The 19,525-nt window shown below is 57.1% G+C and carries 18 protein-coding genes; 11 read left to right on the forward strand and 7 right to left on the reverse strand.

Features of this window, described 5'->3' with window-relative positions; translation table 11 throughout:
• Positions 1–110: 110 nt before the first annotated feature.
• The 3 genes from ABF979_RS00180 to ABF979_RS00190 are packed head-to-tail and all read left to right on the forward strand — an operon-like array spanning position 111 to position 1,617.
• Entirely contained in the window at positions 111–797 is a 687-nt protein-coding gene (locus ABF979_RS00180; protein WP_202206652.1) for a metallophosphoesterase, read from the forward strand.
• Positions 787–1,101: a chorismate mutase gene (locus ABF979_RS00185; RefSeq protein ID WP_202206651.1), complete on the forward strand. Its 315-nt coding sequence runs from the start codon at positions 787–789 to the stop codon at positions 1,099–1,101. Before ABF979_RS00180 ends, ABF979_RS00185 begins: the two co-directional genes overlap by 11 nt.
• Positions 1,102–1,617, forward strand: a complete 516-nt coding sequence (locus tag ABF979_RS00190) for a SixA phosphatase family protein (protein WP_415557267.1) — start codon at positions 1,102–1,104, stop codon at positions 1,615–1,617. It begins immediately after the preceding gene.
• Between the two features lie 19 nt (positions 1,618–1,636).
• On the opposite strand, the gene ABF979_RS00195 is transcribed toward ABF979_RS00190, so the two are convergent.
• Entirely contained in the window at positions 1,637–3,382 is a 1,746-nt protein-coding gene (locus ABF979_RS00195; protein WP_415557268.1) for a Hint domain-containing protein, read from the reverse strand.
• Between the two features lie 263 nt (positions 3,383–3,645).
• On the opposite strand from ABF979_RS00195, the gene ABF979_RS00200 reads away from it, so the two are divergent.
• Positions 3,646–4,947 carry a citrate synthase gene (locus tag ABF979_RS00200; protein WP_415557270.1) on the forward strand — a complete coding sequence of 434 codons (1,302 nt, stop codon included), beginning with the start codon at positions 3,646–3,648 and terminating at the stop codon, positions 4,945–4,947.
• Between the two features lie 24 nt (positions 4,948–4,971).
• Here the strand turns inward: ABF979_RS00200 and ABF979_RS00205 are convergent, their stop codons facing one another.
• Positions 4,972–5,208, reverse strand: coding sequence for a hypothetical protein (locus tag ABF979_RS00205; protein ID WP_046899580.1), 237 nt, complete (start codon positions 5,206–5,208; stop codon positions 4,972–4,974).
• A 174-nt stretch (positions 5,209–5,382) separates the two neighbouring features.
• On the opposite strand from ABF979_RS00205, the gene ABF979_RS00210 reads away from it, so the two are divergent.
• On the forward strand, positions 5,383–6,129 hold the full coding sequence (locus ABF979_RS00210; protein ID WP_016737749.1) for an orotate phosphoribosyltransferase: 747 nt from the start codon (positions 5,383–5,385) through the stop codon (positions 6,127–6,129).
• A 5-nt stretch (positions 6,130–6,134) separates the two neighbouring features.
• Positions 6,135–6,971, forward strand: coding sequence for a glutamate racemase (gene murI, locus ABF979_RS00215; RefSeq protein ID WP_415557271.1), 837 nt, complete (start codon positions 6,135–6,137; stop codon positions 6,969–6,971).
• Between the two features lie 49 nt (positions 6,972–7,020).
• Here murI and ABF979_RS00220 read toward each other — a convergent pair whose 3' ends face one another.
• Complete coding sequence (locus ABF979_RS00220) at positions 7,021–8,076, reverse strand: polyprenyl synthetase family protein (RefSeq protein ID WP_086634068.1); 1,056 nt, start codon at positions 8,074–8,076, stop codon at positions 7,021–7,023.
• Positions 8,077–8,223: 147 nt separating this feature from the next.
• Between ABF979_RS00220 and ABF979_RS00225 the strand changes: the two genes are divergently transcribed.
• Entirely contained in the window at positions 8,224–9,063 is an 840-nt protein-coding gene (locus tag ABF979_RS00225; protein WP_415557272.1) for a tRNA1(Val) (adenine(37)-N6)-methyltransferase, read from the forward strand.
• A gap of 18 nt (positions 9,064–9,081) precedes the next feature.
• On the opposite strand, the gene ABF979_RS00230 is transcribed toward ABF979_RS00225, so the two are convergent.
• Positions 9,082–10,107, reverse strand: a complete 1,026-nt coding sequence (locus tag ABF979_RS00230) for a ribonucleotide-diphosphate reductase subunit beta (RefSeq protein ID WP_046899852.1) — start codon at positions 10,105–10,107, stop codon at positions 9,082–9,084.
• A gap of 276 nt (positions 10,108–10,383) precedes the next feature.
• On the opposite strand from ABF979_RS00230, the gene ABF979_RS00235 reads away from it, so the two are divergent.
• Positions 10,384–12,954, forward strand: coding sequence for a hypothetical protein (locus tag ABF979_RS00235; RefSeq protein ID WP_415557273.1), 2,571 nt, complete (start codon positions 10,384–10,386; stop codon positions 12,952–12,954).
• Positions 12,955–13,022: 68 nt separating this feature from the next.
• On the opposite strand, the gene ABF979_RS00240 is transcribed toward ABF979_RS00235, so the two are convergent.
• Complete coding sequence (locus ABF979_RS00240) at positions 13,023–14,876, reverse strand: ribonucleoside-diphosphate reductase subunit alpha (RefSeq protein ID WP_415557531.1); 1,854 nt, start codon at positions 14,874–14,876, stop codon at positions 13,023–13,025.
• Between the two features lie 440 nt (positions 14,877–15,316).
• Between ABF979_RS00240 and ABF979_RS00245 the strand changes: the two genes are divergently transcribed.
• Positions 15,317–15,748 carry an OsmC family protein gene (locus tag ABF979_RS00245; protein WP_086634066.1) on the forward strand — a complete coding sequence of 144 codons (432 nt, stop codon included), beginning with the start codon at positions 15,317–15,319 and terminating at the stop codon, positions 15,746–15,748.
• A 15-nt stretch (positions 15,749–15,763) separates the two neighbouring features.
• Here the strand turns inward: ABF979_RS00245 and aroC are convergent, their stop codons facing one another.
• Together aroC and fabI are read right to left on the reverse strand one after the other, a co-directional pair.
• Positions 15,764–16,846, reverse strand: a complete 1,083-nt coding sequence (gene aroC, locus ABF979_RS00250; RefSeq protein WP_415557274.1) for a chorismate synthase — start codon at positions 16,844–16,846, stop codon at positions 15,764–15,766.
• A 1-nt stretch (position 16,847) separates the two neighbouring features.
• Entirely contained in the window at positions 16,848–17,699 is an 852-nt protein-coding gene (gene fabI, locus ABF979_RS00255; RefSeq protein WP_415557275.1) for an enoyl-ACP reductase FabI, read from the reverse strand.
• 290 nt (positions 17,700–17,989) lie between these two features.
• On the opposite strand from fabI, the gene pdxH reads away from it, so the two are divergent.
• Positions 17,990–18,592, forward strand: a complete 603-nt coding sequence (gene pdxH / locus ABF979_RS00260; RefSeq protein ID WP_415557276.1) for a pyridoxamine 5'-phosphate oxidase — start codon at positions 17,990–17,992, stop codon at positions 18,590–18,592.
• Between the two features lie 42 nt (positions 18,593–18,634).
• Positions 18,635–19,519 carry a universal stress protein gene (locus ABF979_RS00265; protein ID WP_046899585.1) on the forward strand — a complete coding sequence of 295 codons (885 nt, stop codon included), beginning with the start codon at positions 18,635–18,637 and terminating at the stop codon, positions 19,517–19,519.
• Positions 19,520–19,525: the final 6 nt, after the last annotated feature.

Here is a 19,525-nt window from a genome sequence, read left to right on the forward strand (position 1 = left end):
CTTTTTTCTTCAATCGAAAATTGACGTTAAGGCGTTGAAGCCTTTTGATAGACAAAACGCCTTGAAAGATCGAACCCATTTTCGTCGAACCACCTCTCCCCGCCCCAATCATGACGCGAATCCGTGAGCACGGTATTCGTGTGGTGGGAGACGTGCATGGTGATCTGAACGCATTCCGTCACGCGACTGCGACTGAGCGCTTCGTCATCCAGCTGGGAGATCTGGTCGATCACGGCCCAGACAGTGCCGGTGTGATGGAGCTGATGCTTGATCTGCTGGAAACAGATCGCGGGCTTTTTATTCTCGGCAATCATGACCGCAAGCTGGGGCGCGCGCTGGAAGGTCGTCGCCTCAGGCGTGATCCGCCACTTGAAGAAACACTTCGGCAGTTTTCCCTGCCGGAATATGAAGGGCTGCAGCAGCGCACCTATGAGGCGATTGCTGCAGCCCCGACATGGCTGCGGCTTGGGCGGGCATTATTCGTGCATGGCGGGTTCCATACCGCCATGTTGTCCGAAGCGCCTGTTCCGGGTCTGGGCGAAATGTCTGCCCCCCTCTCCCGCGCCCTTTTTGGTGAAACCACCGGCCGCATGCAGCCGGATGGATATCCTGAACGCCGCCTCACCTGGATCAACCGCATTCCGGACGGAATGACGGTCTATGTCGGCCATGATCGCCGCTCGACTGACGGACGCCCCTGGCGCCGGACCGGGCGCCTTGGCGGCACGGCTGTCTTTACAGATCTGGGTGCTGGAAAAGGCGGCCACCTTGCATGGATCGATATCAATGACTTCTGACAGCTCTTCCGCCCTCGCAGAACTTGAGCGCCTGCGTGCCAGCATCGACAATATTGATGCCGCCCTGATTCACATGCTGGCAGAGCGGTTCCGCTGCACAAAAGCCGTTGGCGAACTCAAGGCACGTTCCAGCCTTCCTGCCGCGGACCCCAACCGTGAAGCCCGGCAGATCGAACGCCTGCGCCAGCTTGCGCGGGACGCACATCTGGACCCTGATTTTGCTGAAAAATTTCTGGCATTCGTTATCAGGGAGGTCATTAGACATCACGAAGCGATTGCCGCCCAAACCCACGGTACACGCTGAATGGCCGAACGCCTGCTCCTTGTCCTGCGGCACGCTGAAGCCGGCCCCCATCTTTATTCGGGAACGGGTGATATCGAGCGGCCACTGACTGCGACGGGCCATCAACAGGCGGCAAGAATTGGTGCTCAGCTTGCAGGGCTGGAGCTACCTCATCCCTTTCAGGTGATTTGCAGTTCTGCCCGTCGAACACAGGAAACGGCAAAGGGCGTTCTTTCCGCTCTGCCTGATACGATTATTCCGCAGATTGAAAGCAACCTCTACGGAGCAGGTCTCGACACCCTTTACGGTTTCATTCACGCGACATCGGATGATATCCGGACGTTGCTCCTCATCGGGCACAATCCTGCCATAGGAACATTGGCTCATGATCTTGCAGGAGCCGCTCTCAAGAATGATGCCTTTGCCGCACTGAGATACGGGTATGCACCAGCAACCCTGACAGTCTTTCAGACAGCAGAAGACTGGGTCAATGTCCGACCTTCCACTGTTCAAGCCAGTCAGGTTCTTACGCCCTGACTGGCTTAATCAATTACGTTCAGGCGCAGAGAAGAGTAAGGCGCCTTTCGGCAGGTTCAGGCTTTACATAAGGTCCAGCCTCAACCACCTCAATTTCGAGCACTCCGGCTTCCGTCGCTGAACGCGGCCCAAGTTCAAGGAGAGCACTGCCGTTCGTCCACCGCATGCCGGACGGATCTGCGGCGTACCAACCGTCAGCTTTTTCAGGTTGCAGTAGCATAAGCTCGCGCATGCCCTGCCCATCCCAAAGACGGATTGCTCTCGTCAGAACACCAAGCACCCGCCTGTCATCCAGATAGGGGCCAACCGAATCACACAACCGAGATGCCTGTGACACCAGACGGACAGCACGCGCACCACTCGGAAGCGAAAACAGGAAGCGTCCTTCAACCTGCCGCATGGGAACAATGCGCTGGCCTGCTTGCGTTTCAAGATGCAAATCATGTGCACGCGTTGTTTCAACTGCGCACGCAACAGTGAGGCCAAGCTGTTCAGAGCGCTGAGCCAGACGGGCATGAACAGGCTCTACGACTGCTCGATCCGTCACCAGTGGCGCAGAAGCGTCATGCACCCAGCTTTTCGTAACAGTTGAGAAGTGAGCAATGCTCCCTGGCTGAGCAAAGCTGTTGCGATTTCCTGTGTCGAGATAGCTCTCTGTGGTCAGGCCGTTCGCCACGATCACATCATGATGGGCTGTCTCAACATGGTAGTAGTCATAGGACGTAATGTCTGTTGCGTAAGCAATGCTGCCGCCATTTACGAGCATACGCACTGGAATGAACACGCCATCCAAATAGAGGCAATGCTCTGGCGTCAGAAGCAGATCCGTATGGGGGGTACCTTCGGCCACAGCACCTGCACAAATGCGAACCGGATATCCTGCCATATCAAGATGTGGCCCTTGGCGAACCTGCGCTTTCTTACTGCCAACCCAACTCAGACGCTCAACCTGCTCGGCACCATCCCGAATGACCACAACGTCATCTCCGGCACGCAGGTCTTCAACAGCGACCTCACCAGTCGGTGCCTGGATAAGGCTTCCTCTAAGAAAACAGACCGGGCCTAGCGCAGCGATTGTTGAACCGTCATCATCTTTTGTCAGGGTCACACCATTGCTGCTGTAATCGCCCTGCATCCGTGTGGAATAAATGGTGTTTCCAGCGGATGTGACGTTCAGATAATAAGCGCCCCCACTGCTGACAAACGTCGCCGTCTCCCCGTCCGAATAGCTCAGTCCGTCCAGATCAATCCGTCCACCTGACAACAAGATCGTCTCACTCAGGGTGCCTCCGCTTTGCAGTGTCAGCACCGCACCTGAGGAAATGACTGTTGTATCGGCAATTGCTCCCGACGCGACATAGAACGAGGCTCCGCTGCGGACCTCAGCATGATCGACAATAGACCCTGGCAGAGCCGACAGAGTAGCGCCCGGGTTCAGCTGTGTATGGGTTAACTGGCCGCCTGAAGACGTAACCTGCATTCCGCCGCTGCTGACGGCTACATTATAGGCATGGCCGCCGTTCGTAATGGTCTGGAGCCCCCCGGACAGAACAGTCGTATTGTAGGACCTACCTGCGGAGCCGACTGTCAGGGTTCCACCATTACTGATGGTCAGAAAACGATCTTCTCCTTCGTCAGAAACAGCACCACCGCTCACAACGGTTACCCTTTGAATAGAGCCACCATTTTCAACGGTCAGAATGTTACCCTCTCCGCTGACGATACCCCCGGAGATTGCCTGACCTGAAGAAACTATCTGAGACATGAAGATCCTGATTTTGACGAAAAAGGAAACCGCAGGTTTTCTAAACCTGACGATGTGAAGAGCGCGGGTTGTAGCGGAAACGCATTCAAAAACACAATTTATTAACAAAAACTTTAAGACGCGCGGTTTCACGCCGATTTTTAGGTTTCCCTGCTTTTTTTGAGGCCTTCGACAGCCCGACAGGTAGTGTCTCTGGACAGGGAAAACCCCTACACCCTAAACTTTGACTCTTCCCGTCACTCTGCCAGACAGGCGCTTGTTCCATGCACGATCCAAAGTCCGAAACTGCTACCCTTCATGCTGGCGGCGCTTCCATGCAAGCCCCTCTTCTGAAGGGCACCATGGGACCGGACGTCGCGGACCTGCGTGGAATCCAACAGCAGCTTGGTATATTTTCCTTTGATCCCGGCCTGACGGGAACGGCAACCTGCACCAGCAAGATCACATTCATTGACGGGGATGAGGGAACGCTTCTCCACCGTGGCTATCCCATTGAAGACCTGGCTCTCAATGCCAGCTTCACGGAAACTGCTTATCTGCTGCTTTACGGAGAACTGCCTACAACGGCGCAATATCAGGCTTTTCAGGCTGATATGAACACCCACCGGCTGCTTAACGAGCAGATCCGGAATTTCTTCAATGGTTTCCGCCGCGACGCTCACCCCATGGCGATCCTGTGCGGCACCGTTGGCGCGCTATCAGCATTTTATCATGATGGTCTGGATATTTCACAGGCCGAAGACCGCGATCTCTCTGCCCGCCGCTTGATTGCCAAAGTGCCCACCATCGCCGCATGGGCTTATAAATACTCCATCGGAGAGCCCTTCATCTATCCTGATGAAGAGATGTCGTTCTCCGAGAATTTCCTGCACATGCTTTTCGCCAGACCAGGCAACCACTACCGGGTCAACCCGGTCCTGGCACGCGCCATGGATCGGATCCTGCTTCTACACGCCGATCATGAGCAGAACGCATCAACCACAACGGTTCGACTGGTTGGTTCTACCGGCGCCAATCCATACGCCTGCATCTCTGCCGGCATTGCTGCGCTCTGGGGGCCTGCTCATGGAGGGGCCAATGAAGCTGCCCTGAACATGCTTCAGTCCATCGGAACCCGTGAAGGCATCCCTGCCTTTCTGGAGCAGGTCAAAGACAAAAATTCCAGTGTTCGTCTGATGGGCTTTGGCCATCGCGTCTACAAGAGTTTCGATCCGCGCGCGAAAATCCTCCAGGCAACCTGCCATGAAGTGATCTCCGAACTGGGTCTGGAGCGCGATCCATTGCTCGACCTAGCCAAGGAGCTGGAGCGGGTCGCGACGGAAGACGATTATTTCGTCAGCCGTAAGCTCTATCCGAATGTGGATTTCTACTCAGGCCTGATCCTGAAAGCTCTCGGAATTCCGACAAGCATGTTCACCGTTCTCTTCGCGGTTGCGCGGACAGTGGGCTGGGTCAGCCAATGGAAAGAAATGATTGAAGATCCGGCCGGGCGGATTACACGCCCTCGCCAGCTTTACGTAGGGGAAACAAAACGGGAGTTTGTTTCCATGGGTGACCGGGACTGAAAGGCCCCTACCACACGGGCTGGATTAGCAATCGCAGCCCGGAGTCTGACCATCGGCCTTGCGGACGACATGATGGTCAATCCATTCCGCAACAAGGCGGCGTGCTTCCGTGATGGAAGATTCGGGGTGATGGATACGGTAAAGCGTCGTGCATGCGGCAAAGGCCTGCATGTCCGGCTGACCGACCTCACGCAGTTCCTGATAGGCGGTGACAACTGCACGTTCGCATTTCCGGCCGATCCGGCTGGTTTCGATGCTCACTTTTGATCCTGCTTCAGAAGAGGAAAAACGGTCTTACTCCTTAGGGGGCAAGGCCTGACTGCGCAAGCATAGATTGGGTCCCCCTATAACAGCAACAAGTGCATACGAATTTGGCACTACCCTTTGCGTCTTGTGGCCGGTAAACCACAGAAAACGACGTCAGTGGAGACCAGCATGACACAACATGGAGAGAGCCCGATCGCGGGTCGCACCCAGTGGGACCGGGACGCAGCCCTGACCACTGCCCGCATCCTTCTGGAGATCAAGGCCGTCAACTTCCGTCCGGAAGAGCCTTACACGCTGACGTCAGGCTGGAAGTCCCCGGTCTATATCGACTGCCGCAAGATCATCTTCTTCCCCCGCGCCCGGACCAAGATCATGGAACTGGCCGTCGAGAAGATCGGCCGCCACATTGGCTATGAAAGCATCGATGCGGTTGTCGGCGGCGAAACAGCAGGTATTCCGTTCGCTGCGTGGATCGCGGACCGCATGATGACGCCGATGGCGTATGTCCGCAAAAAGCCGAAGGGCTTTGGCCGTAATGCGCAGATCGAAGGTGATGTGCCCGATGGCATGCGCACCCTGCTGGTCGAAGACCTGACGACGGATGGTGCGTCCAAAATCCGATTCGCCAATGCCCTGCGCGATGCGGGCGCCATTGTGAACCACACCTTCGTCGTATTTTTTTACGGTGTCTTCCCAGGCGCCCACAAAACGCTGGCAGACATGGACATCTCCCTGCACGCGCTGTGCACTTGGTGGGATGTTCTCGAAGCCTGTGCAGGCGGCGATTATTTCTCTGAAAAGGACAGTGCCGAGGTTCGTCGCTTCCTTGAAGATCCCTGTGGCTGGTCCCGCAAGCACGGCGGTGTTGGCAGCGCCGAAGAAGCGTTGGCGCTCAAGGCCAAAGCAGAAGGCTGACGCCCGTGGGCTCTCCTGCCCTTTTGTCCCGATGCCTTGTTTTTGACTCGGGCATCGGGGGGATGGGTGTCGTTCAGGCTCTGCGCGACATCCTCCCCGCCCTCACGATCGACTATCTGGCCGACACCGCGCTGTTTCCGTATGGGGAACAACCTGATGATCGCCTGACCGGCCGCATCGTCAGCCTGCTCGCAGCGGCCTGCCGTGACGTCCAGCCAGACGTTCTGGTGATTGCTTGCAACACGGCGAGCACTATCGCCCTGCCGGCGCTCCGGGAACGTCTCTCCATCCCCGTTGTCGGATGCGTCCCCCCTATCCGCTGGGCTGGACGTGTTTCCACGACCCGGACCGTTGGTCTGCTGTCCACGTCAGCAACAGCCCGGCGCCCCTATGTGCTGGAACTGCATCGGGAGTTTGCCTCGGATTGTCGTCTCATCACCCATGGTGCGCGTGGACTGGCTGATCTGGCCGAACGCGCCTTTCTGGGCGATGCCATTCCGGATGCAGACGTCGAACGCGAACTGACCTGCCTGTTCGAACAGCCTCATGGCGAGGCCATCGATACGGTCGGGCTTGGCTGCACGCATTACACATTCCTGATGCCAGCGTTTCAACGCCTTGCACGCCCCAATCTGAACTGGCTTGACCCGGCTCCGGCCGTCGCCCGACAAGTGCGGACTGTGCTTGAGACCCTAGCCCCCATCGCAACAGACAAAGTCGCAGCACCGCCCCGGCTTTTCATGACAAGCGCACCATTCAATGCGCCGCTCTTGGAAGCCGCCGTAAGCCGTTTAGGTTTTTCGGAATGGTCTCTTTTCAGCCCGCTCGCACTGACGGCCTGAGAGCAAAGTCTGCGTCAGCCCTGATCGGACTGACGCAGAACAGAGTTTTTTAGCGGGCCCGGTTCACCGTGAACTGAACAGTCTCAATCAGAAGGCGACGCAGTTCGCTATCCGGGAAAATGGACAGGGCTTCAACAGCCGCATCTGCATAGACCTGCGCCCGGGCGATCGTCGTATTGATCGCACCTGTTTTCGCAATCAGGTTCAGAGCGTGAGGCAGATCCTCCTCAGTCTGCTCGCCTTCCCCAATAACGCGCTCCCAGAACACACGCTCTTCCGGTGAGCCGGCCTCATAGGCGGCCAGGACCGGCAGAGTGATCTTGCCTTCGCGCATATCATCGCCAACGGTCTTGCCCAGAACCTGCTGGTCTGCGGCATAATCCAGCGCGTCATCAACAAGCTGGAACGCCATGCCAAGATTGGTCCCAAACTGCTCGAGAGCATCCTCTTCCGCGTCCGGACGCTCGGCCACGACAGCACCAACGCGGCAGGCCGCGGCAAACAGTGCGGCCGTCTTGCCGTGAATGACTTCGAGATACCGCTCAACAGGCGTCGTGAGATCGTTCTGCACAACCATCTGAAGGACTTCGCCTTCAGCAATCGTTGCAGACGCATCTGACAGGATCGCCATGACCTTCAGGGAGCCGTCTGCCGTCATAAGCTGGAACGAACGGGCGAACAGGAAGTCCCCCACCAGAACGGACGCCTTGTTGCCAAACACGGCATTGGCTGAAGCCAGCCCGCGACGCAGGGTGCTCTCGTCCACCACATCATCATGCAACAGAGTTGCGGTGTGAATGAACTCCACGCAGGCTGCGAGCCCGACATGACGCTGATGATCCGGGCCCGGCTGATAACCACACAGCCGTGCTGAAGCGAGCGTCAGAAGGGGACGAAGGCGCTTGCCGCCAGCAGCCACCAGGTGAGCGCCAAGCTGCGGGATCAGGGGGACAGGGCTCTCCATCCGCGCGATAATGGCGCGGTTGCAAGCCAGCATGTCCTCTTCGAGATAGGCTGACAGCGCTGACAGTGCGCTTTCGCCACCTGTACCCTGAACCACAGCTTTATCAACGGTCACGGCAGCATCCGGTGCGGCAGAATCCAAGGGTCTTTACTCCAGTTCCTGCACACTATCCCAGGACTGCCCAGGACCGTGCAGGCACGATATGATGTGGCGTATCCCTGCTCGTTCTTCCTGTCTGGAAAAGCGACCAGGCCATATTAACGCCGGACGACAGGTTGGAATGACCATATGAGCGGCAGCAGGAAGGTGGTCAACCCATTGCAGCCCCCTAAGGCCCATCTGAAGAGCACTTCCCCCCTTTCTGAAAACGAAAGGGACGGAACATTGCTCAACGGACGACTCCACTACCGACAATTTCGGAAGGGCTATCGTACGGGGCTTGAGCCCGTCCTGATGGCGGCAGCTGTCCCTGCACGAGCCGGAGAGACTGTTCTGGAGGCAGGATGCGGTGCAGGCGCAGGATTGCTATGCCTTGCAGCACGGGTTGCTGGCGTGAGCGGCATTGGGCTTGAAGCAGATGCGGACACAGTGAAACTGGCGGCTCACAATTTCCTGAACAACCCGTTTTCAGACTCGCGAACATCGCTCTCGGCTCTTCAGGCCGTGCTCCCGACAATCCCATCATCCTTGCGAGCTCTGGCACCGACAGCCAATGGTCGCTTCCATCACGTGATGGCCAATCCTCCGTGGCACAGCGCGCATGGTACGCCCTCCCCTGACGAACGACGGCGGCTGGCCCTCAGCGCAGAAGACACCGACCCACAGGCGTGGATCCGCAGCCTCACCCGCTGGGTTCTACCCGGTGGAACACTGACGTTCATCATATCCGCAGCGATCACGGACAGAGCCTGCCAGACGCTTTTGGAAAACGGGTGCGGTTCACTCCAGCTCTACCCCTTCTGGCCCAAACAGGGACGGGAAGCGAAACTGGTGCTGATCCAGGCCATCCACGGCGGCAAAGGCATCTTTCGCCTGCGTCCGGGACTGATTTTGCATGAAGAGGATGGCCGCTTTACCGATGCGGCCGAACGGGTTCTGCGACGGGGGAAGAGCTTGCCCGAAAGCTGACTCTCCCCTATCCCCAGATTATTCGAAGACACTGCCTTCGAAGGCTTCTTCCCAGGTGCCGGACGTAGAGGCACGGGAGTATTCCGTAGAGCGGTTTTCGAAGAAGTTGGCGTGCTCAACAGCGTTCAGCATGTCATCAATCCACGGGAGGGGATTTTCTTCCTCACCATAAACCGGATCAAGACCAAGCTGCGTCAGACGACGATCCGCAATGAAGCGGATGTAACGCTTGACGTCTTCCGAGGACATTCCCTCAACCGGGCCCATTTCAAAGGCCAGATCAATGAACGCGTCTTCATGCTCAACGGTCGTGCGGCAGATTTCCTTTAGTTCTTCACGGAAATCTTCCGTCCACAGTTCCGGATTCTCACGAATGAACGTGCGGAACAGACGGATCATGGACAAGCAGTGCAGCGTCTCATCACGCACGGACCAGGACACGATCTGCCCCATGCCCTTGAGCTTGTTGAAGCGCGGGAAGTTCAGCAGGATCGCGAACGATGCGAAAAGCTGAAGCCCTTCCATGAAGGCCCCGAAGGCCGCCATGGTCTTGGCGATCTCACGCTTGTTGTCGATGTTAAACGACTGCATGAAATCGTATTTGTCCTTCATCTCCTTGTACTTCAGGAAGGCCGAATACTCTGTTTCTGGCATCCCGATGGTGTCGAGAAGATGGGAATAGGCCGCAATGTGGATCGTCTCGATGTTCGAGAACGACGACAGCATCATCAGCACTTCAGTCGGCTTGAAGACCTGGCTGTAATATTTCATGTACGCGGAATTCACTTCCACGTCGGCCTGTGTGAAGAAGCGGAAGATCTGCGTCACGAGATGCTGCTCGGCTTCCGTCAACGTACGGTGCCAATCCTTCACGTCATCAGCCAGCGGCACTTCTTCCGGGAGCCAGTGAACGCGCTGCTGGGTTAGCCAGGCATCATAGGCCCACGGGTAGCGAAACGGTTTGTACACCGGGTTCGCAGTCATCAGGTCATAATGCTGCTCGGTCGCTGGCGTTTCGCCAGCATTCGGGGTCGTGTTGCTCATGACCTTACTTTCCTCAAAGACACGTTTTCAGTGCACCTTACCTCTCCTTACGGAAAAGCCACAGACGCACGAATAACGTGTTTTCTCAATATCTTAACCAGGACAAAGGCTTTCCATCAAAGGGCGCTAAGGTACGCAGCCTGTCTGGCCTTTGGGTTTCCTGCTGCTCCAAGCATAGCTTCGGATGCGATCATAGTCACGCGTCACAGCGCAATCTCTTGAAGGACCGGAAGGCTGTAGTTATGCAAAGAACACAATCCTCCCGGCGGAGCTTCCATGCCCCAGAAAACGCGTCGCTTCTGGCCGCGCTCTCACCTTCTCGCGCTGATCCTCCTGCCAATCTGCATCTACCTGCCGGAGTGGCTCGGATTACGCTCCAGCGACCCAATGATGACGACGTCACTAATGGTGCAGAACTCTGCGAATGCCGCGAAGGGACTAATCCCGGGACATCCAGGCTGGATCGACGGTTGCGCAGGCGTTTTCGTAGAAGCCCTCGGCCGACTTGTGGCGCACGACTGGGTGCATGGTGTCATTCCCTGGTGGAATCCCTACAGCGGTGTCGGCATGCCTTTGGCGGGCGAATACCAGCCTGCCGCATTTTTTCTACCATTCGTGCTGTTTCTGGGGCTGCCGAATGGTCTCCTGATGATGAAGTGCACTCTGCAAATCATCGCGGGCCTGTCCACATATGCATTTTTGAAACAGCTGCGCCTCGATCCGCGCGCCGCGCTGATCGGTGGCCTGCTCTATGCTTTCAACGGCACCTATGCATGGGCTTCGGACGGCCCGTCTGAACCCCTCGCCTTTCTGCCTCTCGCTCTCTATGGCGTGGAACGTGCCCGAACCGGGAATTGGGGCTGGCTTGCTCTAAGCCTGACCTATCTCCTGTTGGCAGGCTTTCCCGAAACTGCCTTTCTTTTAGGACTGATCGCGCTCGGGCTTGCAGTTCTACGCTTTTTCCAGACTGCTCCTGGCAGCAGATCCCGCTTTGCCCTTCACATCTGCCTTGGGGGCCTCACGGCTGGTTTGATTGCCGCCCCGCAACTCCTCGCTTTTCTGACATTCCTACCCCATGCTGACATCGGTGTTCACGGCGGCATCAATGATGAGACCCTGCCGCATCAGGCATGGTCGATGCTGCTATTCCCCTACATCAACGGTCCCATATTCTACGGCTCCGAATTGGATGCATGGTATGCCCTAGGAGGCTATTGCGGGCTTACTCTTCCGTTTCTGGCTTTATGCGCCATTGGGGGCAACAACGAGCGAGGGCTGCGCTTCCTGCTGCTCGGCATTTTCCTTGCTGTCGTGGGAAAACAGGCCGGTGTTCCGGGGCTCACTCAACTCGTCGATCTGGTGCCAGGACTTGGGCACACCGTATTTTTTCGCCTTTGCGAACCCATGGTGGAAAGCTGCCTGATCCTTCTCGCAGTCTTCGCCCTGGATGACATGTTCCGTGGTGTGTGGCGCCGCAGAGCAATCATCCTGTCTGCTTGTGTGATGGGCGCCCTGATTGTCACGACCTATGCTCTGGATCATCAGTTCCTGACGAAACTTCGTTCCGTTTCTGAGGGACCAGTTTCTTCCCATATTTATGCGGTGGGATCGCTAGCTTTCGGCACCCTCTGCTTGGCTACTGTGGTTTTTCTTGCATGGAGCAAGAAACATCCGAAAATTATTGGAACGGTTCTCTGTTTTGAGACCCTTCTTTTGTTCGGATTTCCTCTTCTAAGCGCCTATCCGGAACAACCCCGCCCAGACCAACGCCTTATTACGGCACTACAGGGAGAAACCGGCCTACAGCGCTTCGTGACCATTGGACCGATTGAGCCAAATTATGGCGCTTATCTGCGGATCGCCTCTATCAATCACAATGCCATTCCCACGCCGAAAGCATGGATCGAGCGCCTGAAACAGGACTTCGGCTCAAAAGTCGACGCCGTAACCTTTAATGGCTCCTATCCTTTTGCTGAAAATGGGGATGCCTTTCTGGAAGCCTCTTTAGCCCGGCATCCTGATCTGTTCGCCAAACTCGGCGTATCAGCCCTGCTGGTTCCTCCAGGTCATGGCATGCCAAGCATCGCGCCCTACCCCCTAGAAAACCGCCAGCCAAACGGCTTTCCTCTGACGCCGAACTCGCCAGAGGTCACAATCAATATTTCATCATGGGAAAAGCCGGTTAGCCGCCTGGCAACGCTGCAATTGGGCACTTACGCCGGAAACTCGAACGGAATTCTGATTCTGTCCATTTGTTCCGACACGCAATGCGCAACGGGTCAGACACGGTTGAAAGAGGCAACAGACAACGGTCTGACGTCGATCGAACTGGATAGAATCATTCCAGCCGATGCCCACACCCTGACATTAAGCCTCAAAGAGGCCACCACAGACGTTATGATCTGGTCCACCGTGAAAGAGCGTGTGGGTTGGCCGCGCATCCGCTTTGAGACAGATGCTGTGCGCGAAGCCATGATGCCCGTTCTGCATACGGGAACCGGAGACCTCATCCGACTGAAGAACGCTGCCCCCTATTTTGAGACTGAAGCAGCCTGCACCCTTACTCTGAAAGACCGGGAGACGCTTGCCGCAAACTGCCCGGCGCCGACTTATCTTATCCGTCGCGAAGTGATACTGCCGGGATGGACGGCCGAGGTAAATGGCACTTTCATCGTCCCGGAAGTGTGGGACGGGTTATTTGAACGTATCCCGCTTCCTGCAGGACCAACCCGGATCCACTTTCATTTTGCACCTCCCGGCGCAATATTCGGATGGATCGCTACAGCACTGGGCCTCATCCTGCTCTGGTTGGGTTTCCGTCGCGTTAGAGCGCCTGACACGCCGTGAGAACATAAAAAAAACCCGGTTCCCCAAACGAGGAGCCGGGCTTTTCAAACCGATACTACCAACCCGCCTTACTGACAGGCGAGGCACTCGTCGTAATCGCCACTGCTCATTTTGCCACGCGGGGCAGCCTGCACGGTAGCTTCGTACTTCTCATCGTCCAGAATGTCGCTCTTCACGGCCAGCGTGGAGACTGCATCGGCACGCTGTACCGACAGGGAACGACAGTAATACAGAGACTTCAGGCCTTTCTTCCAGGCCTGGAAGTGGATCTGATGCAGGTCGCGCTTATGCACATCCGCCGGCAGGAAAAGGTTGACCGACTGTGCCTGACAGATGAACGGCGCACGGTCGGCGGCATGTTCAACAACCCAGCGCTGATCCAGTTCGAAGGCCGTCTTAAAGACGTCTTTCTCATCCTGCGTCAGGAAGTCCAGATGCTGAACGGAGCCTTTGCTCAGGGTAATGTCAGACCACACCTTATCCGTATTCTGACCGCGCTCTTCGAGGATCGTGGTCAGATGGCGGTTACGGACCGAGAAGGAACCAGACAGGGTCTTCTGAAGGAAGACGTTTGCACTGATCGGCTCAATGCCCGGGCTGGCATTGCCCGTGATAATGGAAATGGAGGCCGTCGGAGCAATTGCAAGCTTGTGCGAGAAACGCTCCATGAAGCCGTATTCTTCGGCATCTGGGCACGGGCCACGCAGTTCCGCCAGCTTCTTTGACGCCGCATCAGCCTGAGCGCGGATATGCTGGAAGATCTTTTTGTTCCAGACCTTCGCCATCACGCTCTCGAACGGGATCATCCGGGCCTGAAGGAAGGAATGGTATCCCATCACGCCAAGACCGACAGAGCGCTCCCGGGCAGCGGCGTACTTGGCACGCGCCATGTCATCCGGCGCACGGTCAATGAAATCCTGCAGAACGTTGTCGAGGAACAGCATGACGTCCTCGATGAACTGCGGATCGTCCTTCCACTCGTCCCACGTTTCCAGGTTTAGGGAAGACAGGCAGCAGACAGCCGTCCGGTTCTTACCATGATGATCGATACCGGTTGGCAGCGTGATCTCGGCGCAAAGATTGGATGTCTTGACCTCAAGCCCGGCGAGTTTGTGATGCTCGGGGCGGGCGCGGTTCACATGATCCGAGTAGATGACGTACGGCTCGCCCTGCTCCATACGGGCCGTCAGGATACGGATCCAGAGCCCACGGGCGGAAACCTTGCGGATGATGCTGTGGTCCTTCGGGGACAGCAGCGGCCATTCCTCGTCCGCCTCAACAGCACGCATGAAGGCATCTGTGATCAGAACGCCATGATGCAGGTTCAAAGCCTTACGGTTTGGGTCACCACCCGTCGGGCGGCGCATTTCCGTGAATTCTTCGATTTCAGGATGCCAGACCGGCAGATATACAGCCGCAGACCCACGACGCAGAGACCCCTGCGAGATGGCCAGTGTCAGGCTGTCCATTACGCGGATGAACGGAATGACGCCGGACGTCTTGCCGTTACGACCGATGTTCTCACCGATCGAACGCAGATTGCCCCAATAGGACCCGATGCCGCCGCCCTTGGATGCCAGCCAGACGTTTTCGTTCCAGAGGCCGACGATACCTTCCAGGCTATCTTCGGCTTCGTTCAGGAAGCAGGATATCGGCAGACCGCGGGACGTTCCACCGTTAGATAGAATCGGTGTAGCTGGCATGAACCAGTGGCGTGAAATGTAATCATAAATACGCTGGGCATGACCCTGGTCCGCCCCGTAATAGGACGCAACACGCGCAAACAGATCCTGATAATGCTCGCCCGGCAGCAGATAACGATTGTCCAGCGTCGCTCTACCAAAATCCGTCAGTAAGGAATCACGTGAACGATCCACACGGACGGCATGATGACCCGGAAGCTGCACGACATCATCGAACATGTCCGGCGTTTCTTCCCCCTCCCCAACGGCACGCTCGCCAACAGGATGGTCAACAGGCGGAAGCACGTCATGCGGGCGGTCGGCCGTATGTGGCGTGTCCATCGTCACGTCATGAAGTGTCATTGCGCTCTGCTCCGGCAGTCTGATTTTTTCGATTTGATGACCCTCCAATTCCACACCCGCGCCCGTCACTGCAAGCGAACTCTTCTCTTGCAAATTGGAAAGAGCTGTGAATTTGGAGTCATCCATATCTAGGGGCATAAACGATCCACACCCCTATATATTGGGGCAATCGCAGAAAACCGCCATAGGTTCCCATTCATCCCCAAGGGGGCTTTTCCTGAGTGGCATCACAACCACACCACACGGTTTTTTCACGGCAACGTTTCCTGTCTGGTCACGTTGGAGACAGCATCCCCTCAACACGCGGAGAGCGTCTCATGACCATCAACAAGAAAGCTTCGGCCCACTGGAGCGGCACCATCAAGGAAGGCAAGGGCACCATCTCGACGCAGAGCGGCGCCCTTCAGGACCAGCCTTATGGTTTCAACACGCGATTCGAAGACAAGCCCGGCACCAACCCGGAAGAACTGCTCGGCGCGGCGCACGCAAGCTGCTTCACAATGGCGCTCTCTCTGATCCTTGGTGATGCTGGCTTTACGGCCGACTCCCTCGATACGGAGTCGACAATTTCCCTCGATAAGGTTGGCGATGGCTTTGCCGTCACGAAGGCCCATCTAACGCTTCGTGGCGTGGTGCCGAACGCGACTGAGGCCGACTTTCTCGATGCCGCCAACAAGGCGAAGATCGGCTGTCCGATGTCCAAGGTTCTCAACACGGAGATCACCCTGGACGCCAAGCTCGCCAGCTAAACCCGAAGGCTGGGATCAGTTGTCCCAACCGCACTGCGCGTGATTGCGCAGCAGATGGTCTGCCAGAACGCAGGCCATCATAGCTTCCGCCACGGGCACGGCACGGATACCGATACACGGATCGTGTCGTCCCTTGGTGCGAACCTCTACCGAATCCCCTGCACTGTTGATGCTGGGCACGGGTGTCAGGATCGAACTGGTTGGCTTGATGGCAAAGCGAGCCACGATCGGTTGCCCCGTGGAGATGCCTCCCAGGATGCCACCCGCATGGTTCGACGCGAACTGTGGCCCCGGTGCGATCGGATCAGCGTTCTGCTCACCACGAAGAGCCGCTACAGCGAAACCGTCGCCGATCTCAACGCCCTTCACACCATTGATGCCCATTAGAGCGCCAGCAAGGTCTGCGTCCAGCTTGCCATAGACTGGCGCACCGAGGCCCGGCGGCAAGCCTTCCGCGACAACTTCAACAGTGGCCCCGATGGACGATCCATCCTTACGGACAGAGTCGAGTAGCTCTTCCCAAGGACCAACGCTCGCAGCATCCGGGCACCAGAGCGGGTTGCGCTCCACTTCGTCCCAGTCCCAGCGGGAGGGATCAATAGTCTGACCGCCGATCCCTGTCAGAGCTGCGCGAATCTTCAAGCCTTCCCCAACCAACGTTTTCAGCAGCACACGAGCGACAGCACCCGCTGCGACACGCATGGCCGTTTCACGAGCGGACGAGCGACCACCACCCCGATAATCACGGATGCCATATTTCAAATCATAAGCAATGTCCGCATGACCCGGACGATAGCTCTGGGCAATCTCACCATAATCTTTCGACCGCTGATCGGTGTTTTCGATCATCAGCGAAATAGGCGTGCCGGTCGTCTGGCCTTCAAACACCCCCGACAGGATCCGGACCTGATCCGGTTCCCGACGCTGGGTCGTGAAGCGGGACTGCCCCGGCCGACGGCGATCAAGCCAAGGCTGGATGTCCGCTTCGGACAGCTTCAGGCGGGGTGGACAGCCGTCTACGACACAGCCAATGGCCGGCCCGTGACTTTCACCCCAGGTGGTGACGCGAAAGAGTTGCCCGAAGCTATTGTCTGACATGTCAGTCCCCGGAGCTGACAGCTGCAATGTCCGGAGCTGCCGGGTTCTTCATGCCAACCGTGTGGTAGCCGCAATCCACATGATGGACTTCGCCCGTCACGCCACTGGAGAGGTCGGAGAGCAGGTACATGCCCGAACCGCCAACGTCCTTCAGGGTCACGTTACGCTCCATCGGGGCGTTAAGCTGGTTCCAGCGCAGGATGTAGCGGAAGTCGCTGATGCCGTTGGCGGCCAGCGTCATGATCGGGCCTGCGGAGATACCGTTCACGCGGATATCGTCACGACCCAGATCAGCAGCCATGTAACGCACCGATGCTTCAAGAGCAGCCTTGGCAACGCCCATGACGTTGTAATGCGGCATGACGCGCTCGGCACCGAGATAGGTCATGCTCAGGAATGACCCGCCAGCGTTCATCATGGCAGACGCACGACGTGCGACGGACACGAAGGAGTAGCAGGAGATGTCCATGGCCTGCAGGAAGGCATCACGCGGCGTGTCGATGTAACGGCCACGCAGGTACTGCTTATCTGCAAAAGCGATGGCGTGAAGCACGAAATCAATCTTGCCCCACTTCTTTTCGATCTCGTCGAACGTGGCGTCGATTGCGGCATCATCGCTGACATCACAGGGCAGGACCAGATCAGAGCCAACGCTTTCTGCCAGCGGACGAACGCGCTTGCCAAGAGCCTCACCCTGATAGGTGAAGGCCAGTTCCGCACCCTGTGCAGCACAGGCGCTGGCGATTGCCCACGCGATGGAGTGCTTGTTGGCAACACCCATAATGACACCGCGCTTACCCTTCATGAGGGTGCCGGTCACTGGTGCCGGGATATTGTCTTCTGTTTCAGACATTGTGGTTTCCTGAATCGCGTTGGCGTGTTAGCGCCGTGGTCGCACAAGAGATGCCAGCAAACAAGAGTAACACGACACTCAATGCCCCTTCGACGGCAGTTTCCAGCCGTAGTGTGGATTTCAGGCCCATGAGGCAGGTCAAGGCATTTGCTCTTCCTTTCTCTATATAGTGCACCCAACGTCATAATTCAGAACCGGAACCTGACAGCGTCTGTTCCGGGTCCCGGACGGAACCGCTATGGTTCTTACATCGCCCTTTCGGGCCGGCCACGCTGCTTCAGGAGACTTCCATGTCCTCTCTGCCTCTCATCGATCTGACTGCTGATCCGTTCGTACTGTTCGCAGCATGGATGTCAGATGCTGAAGCGTCTGAGCCCAATGATCCCAACGCCATGGCCGTTGCGACATCAACGCCAGACGGTCGCCCTTCCGTCCGCATGCTTCTTCTCAAAGGGGCAGATGAACGCGGGTTTGTTTTCTATACGAACACAGACAGCCGCAAGGGAGGCGATCTGCTGGCTAATCCGCATGTCGCCCTGCTGTTTCACTGGAAATCCCTGCGTCGCCAAATTCGGATCGAAGGTCCGGTGACGCAGGTCAGTGACGAAGAAGCGGATGCTTATTTCGCCAGCCGTTCGCCGATGTCCCGTTTGGGAGCCATTGCGTCTGACCAGTCTCGCCCACTGGACGACAGAAGCACTTTTGAAGAACGCCTGAAGGCGGCTGAAGAAAAATATGGCAATGGCCCAATCCCGCGCCCGAACAACTGGACTGGCTTCCGCGTTGCTCCCGAAGCCATAGAGTTCTGGCAGGACCGGCCTTTCCGCCTCCATGACCGAGCATTATGGACTCGTGATGGATCTGAATGGAACGTCACGCGTCTTTATCCGTAAAGATAGAGAACACCCTTTTCCCAAGGTGGGGAGCCTTACGTTATGCTTATCGAAATCAAGAACATCCTTCTCCCCCTCACCGGGGCCGACGATCTGGATTCAGTTATGTCGGTGGCCCTGGATTTTGCCCGTCGTTTTGATGCACACCTGTCTGCCGTCGTTGTCGGATCAGATCCGACCGAAGTTGCCACACTCGCTGGCGAAGGCATTTCTGCCGGAATGGTGACGGAAATGATTGATGCGGCGGCCACGGAAGCCCACCGCCGCGCCATCAGGATCCGACACAGCTTCGACAGCTTCGTGCATAATAACGGACTTCGCCGTGTCGAAGCCTCCAAGATCGGCATGTCCATTGGCGGCGGCGTCAGTGCCAGCCTCGAAGTGCTGGATGGCACGGAACATGATGCCCTGACATGGCGCTCACGTCTGGCAGACATGACGCTCGTGCCCAATCTCATTTCAGCCACTGACCCGCGCGCATCAGAAACACTGCATGCCATTCTTTTCGACAGCGGGCGTCCTCTGGTCATTGCTCCGCCAATCGCTCCGAAAACAGTAGGCAGCCGCATTGCCATTGCCTGGAACGGAACACCCGAGTCTTCGCTTGCACTCCGCTGCATCCTGCCATGGGCGCATACTGCAGAAGGCGTTCAGGTTCTGACATGCCAGGAATATCAGCGTCGCGGCCCTACGGGCGACGATGTGGTTCGTTACCTGCGCCTGCATGGCATTTCTGCTACGACGCGGGCCTGCGACCCCATCAATAAGGATGTCGGCGCGGGCCTGCTGAAGGGCGCTGAAGATTTTGGCGCAGATATGTTGAGCATGGGGGCCTACTCCCACTCGCGTCTTCGCCAGATGATTCTGGGGGGCGTGACCCGTCATATTCTTGAGAACATGAAACTCACGGTTCTCATGAGCCGCTAATCATGC

It is taken from the genome of Gluconobacter sp., from assembly GCF_047723935.1.
Classification (GTDB): domain Bacteria; phylum Pseudomonadota; class Alphaproteobacteria; order Acetobacterales; family Acetobacteraceae; genus Gluconobacter.

Excerpts from the sequence above, each read along its gene's own strand:
- ABF979_RS00180 (WP_202206652.1), top strand. The coding sequence starts at position 111 with ATGACGCGAATCCGTGAGCACGGTATTCGTGTGGTGGGAGACGTGCAT.
- ABF979_RS00185 (WP_202206651.1), top strand. The coding sequence starts at position 787 with ATGACTTCTGACAGCTCTTCCGCCCTCGCAGAACTTGAGCGCCTGCGT.
- ABF979_RS00190 (WP_415557267.1), top strand. The coding sequence starts at position 1,102 with ATGGCCGAACGCCTGCTCCTTGTCCTGCGGCACGCTGAAGCCGGCCCC.
- ABF979_RS00195 (WP_415557268.1), bottom strand. The coding sequence starts at position 3,382 with ATGTCTCAGATAGTTTCTTCAGGTCAGGCAATCTCCGGGGGTATCGTC.
- ABF979_RS00200 (WP_415557270.1), top strand. The coding sequence starts at position 3,646 with ATGCACGATCCAAAGTCCGAAACTGCTACCCTTCATGCTGGCGGCGCT.
- ABF979_RS00210 (WP_016737749.1), top strand. The coding sequence starts at position 5,383 with ATGACACAACATGGAGAGAGCCCGATCGCGGGTCGCACCCAGTGGGAC.
- ABF979_RS00225 (WP_415557272.1), top strand. The coding sequence starts at position 8,224 with ATGAGCGGCAGCAGGAAGGTGGTCAACCCATTGCAGCCCCCTAAGGCC.
- ABF979_RS00230 (WP_046899852.1), bottom strand. The coding sequence starts at position 10,107 with ATGAGCAACACGACCCCGAATGCTGGCGAAACGCCAGCGACCGAGCAG.
- ABF979_RS00235 (WP_415557273.1), top strand. The coding sequence starts at position 10,384 with ATGCCCCAGAAAACGCGTCGCTTCTGGCCGCGCTCTCACCTTCTCGCG.
- ABF979_RS00240 (WP_415557531.1), bottom strand. The coding sequence starts at position 14,876 with ATGTTCGATGATGTCGTGCAGCTTCCGGGTCATCATGCCGTCCGTGTG.
- ABF979_RS00245 (WP_086634066.1), top strand. The coding sequence starts at position 15,317 with ATGACCATCAACAAGAAAGCTTCGGCCCACTGGAGCGGCACCATCAAG.
- aroC (WP_415557274.1), bottom strand. The coding sequence starts at position 16,846 with ATGTCAGACAATAGCTTCGGGCAACTCTTTCGCGTCACCACCTGGGGT.
- fabI (WP_415557275.1), bottom strand. The coding sequence starts at position 17,699 with ATGTCTGAAACAGAAGACAATATCCCGGCACCAGTGACCGGCACCCTC.
- pdxH (WP_415557276.1), top strand. The coding sequence starts at position 17,990 with ATGTCCTCTCTGCCTCTCATCGATCTGACTGCTGATCCGTTCGTACTG.
- ABF979_RS00265 (WP_046899585.1), top strand. The coding sequence starts at position 18,635 with ATGCTTATCGAAATCAAGAACATCCTTCTCCCCCTCACCGGGGCCGAC.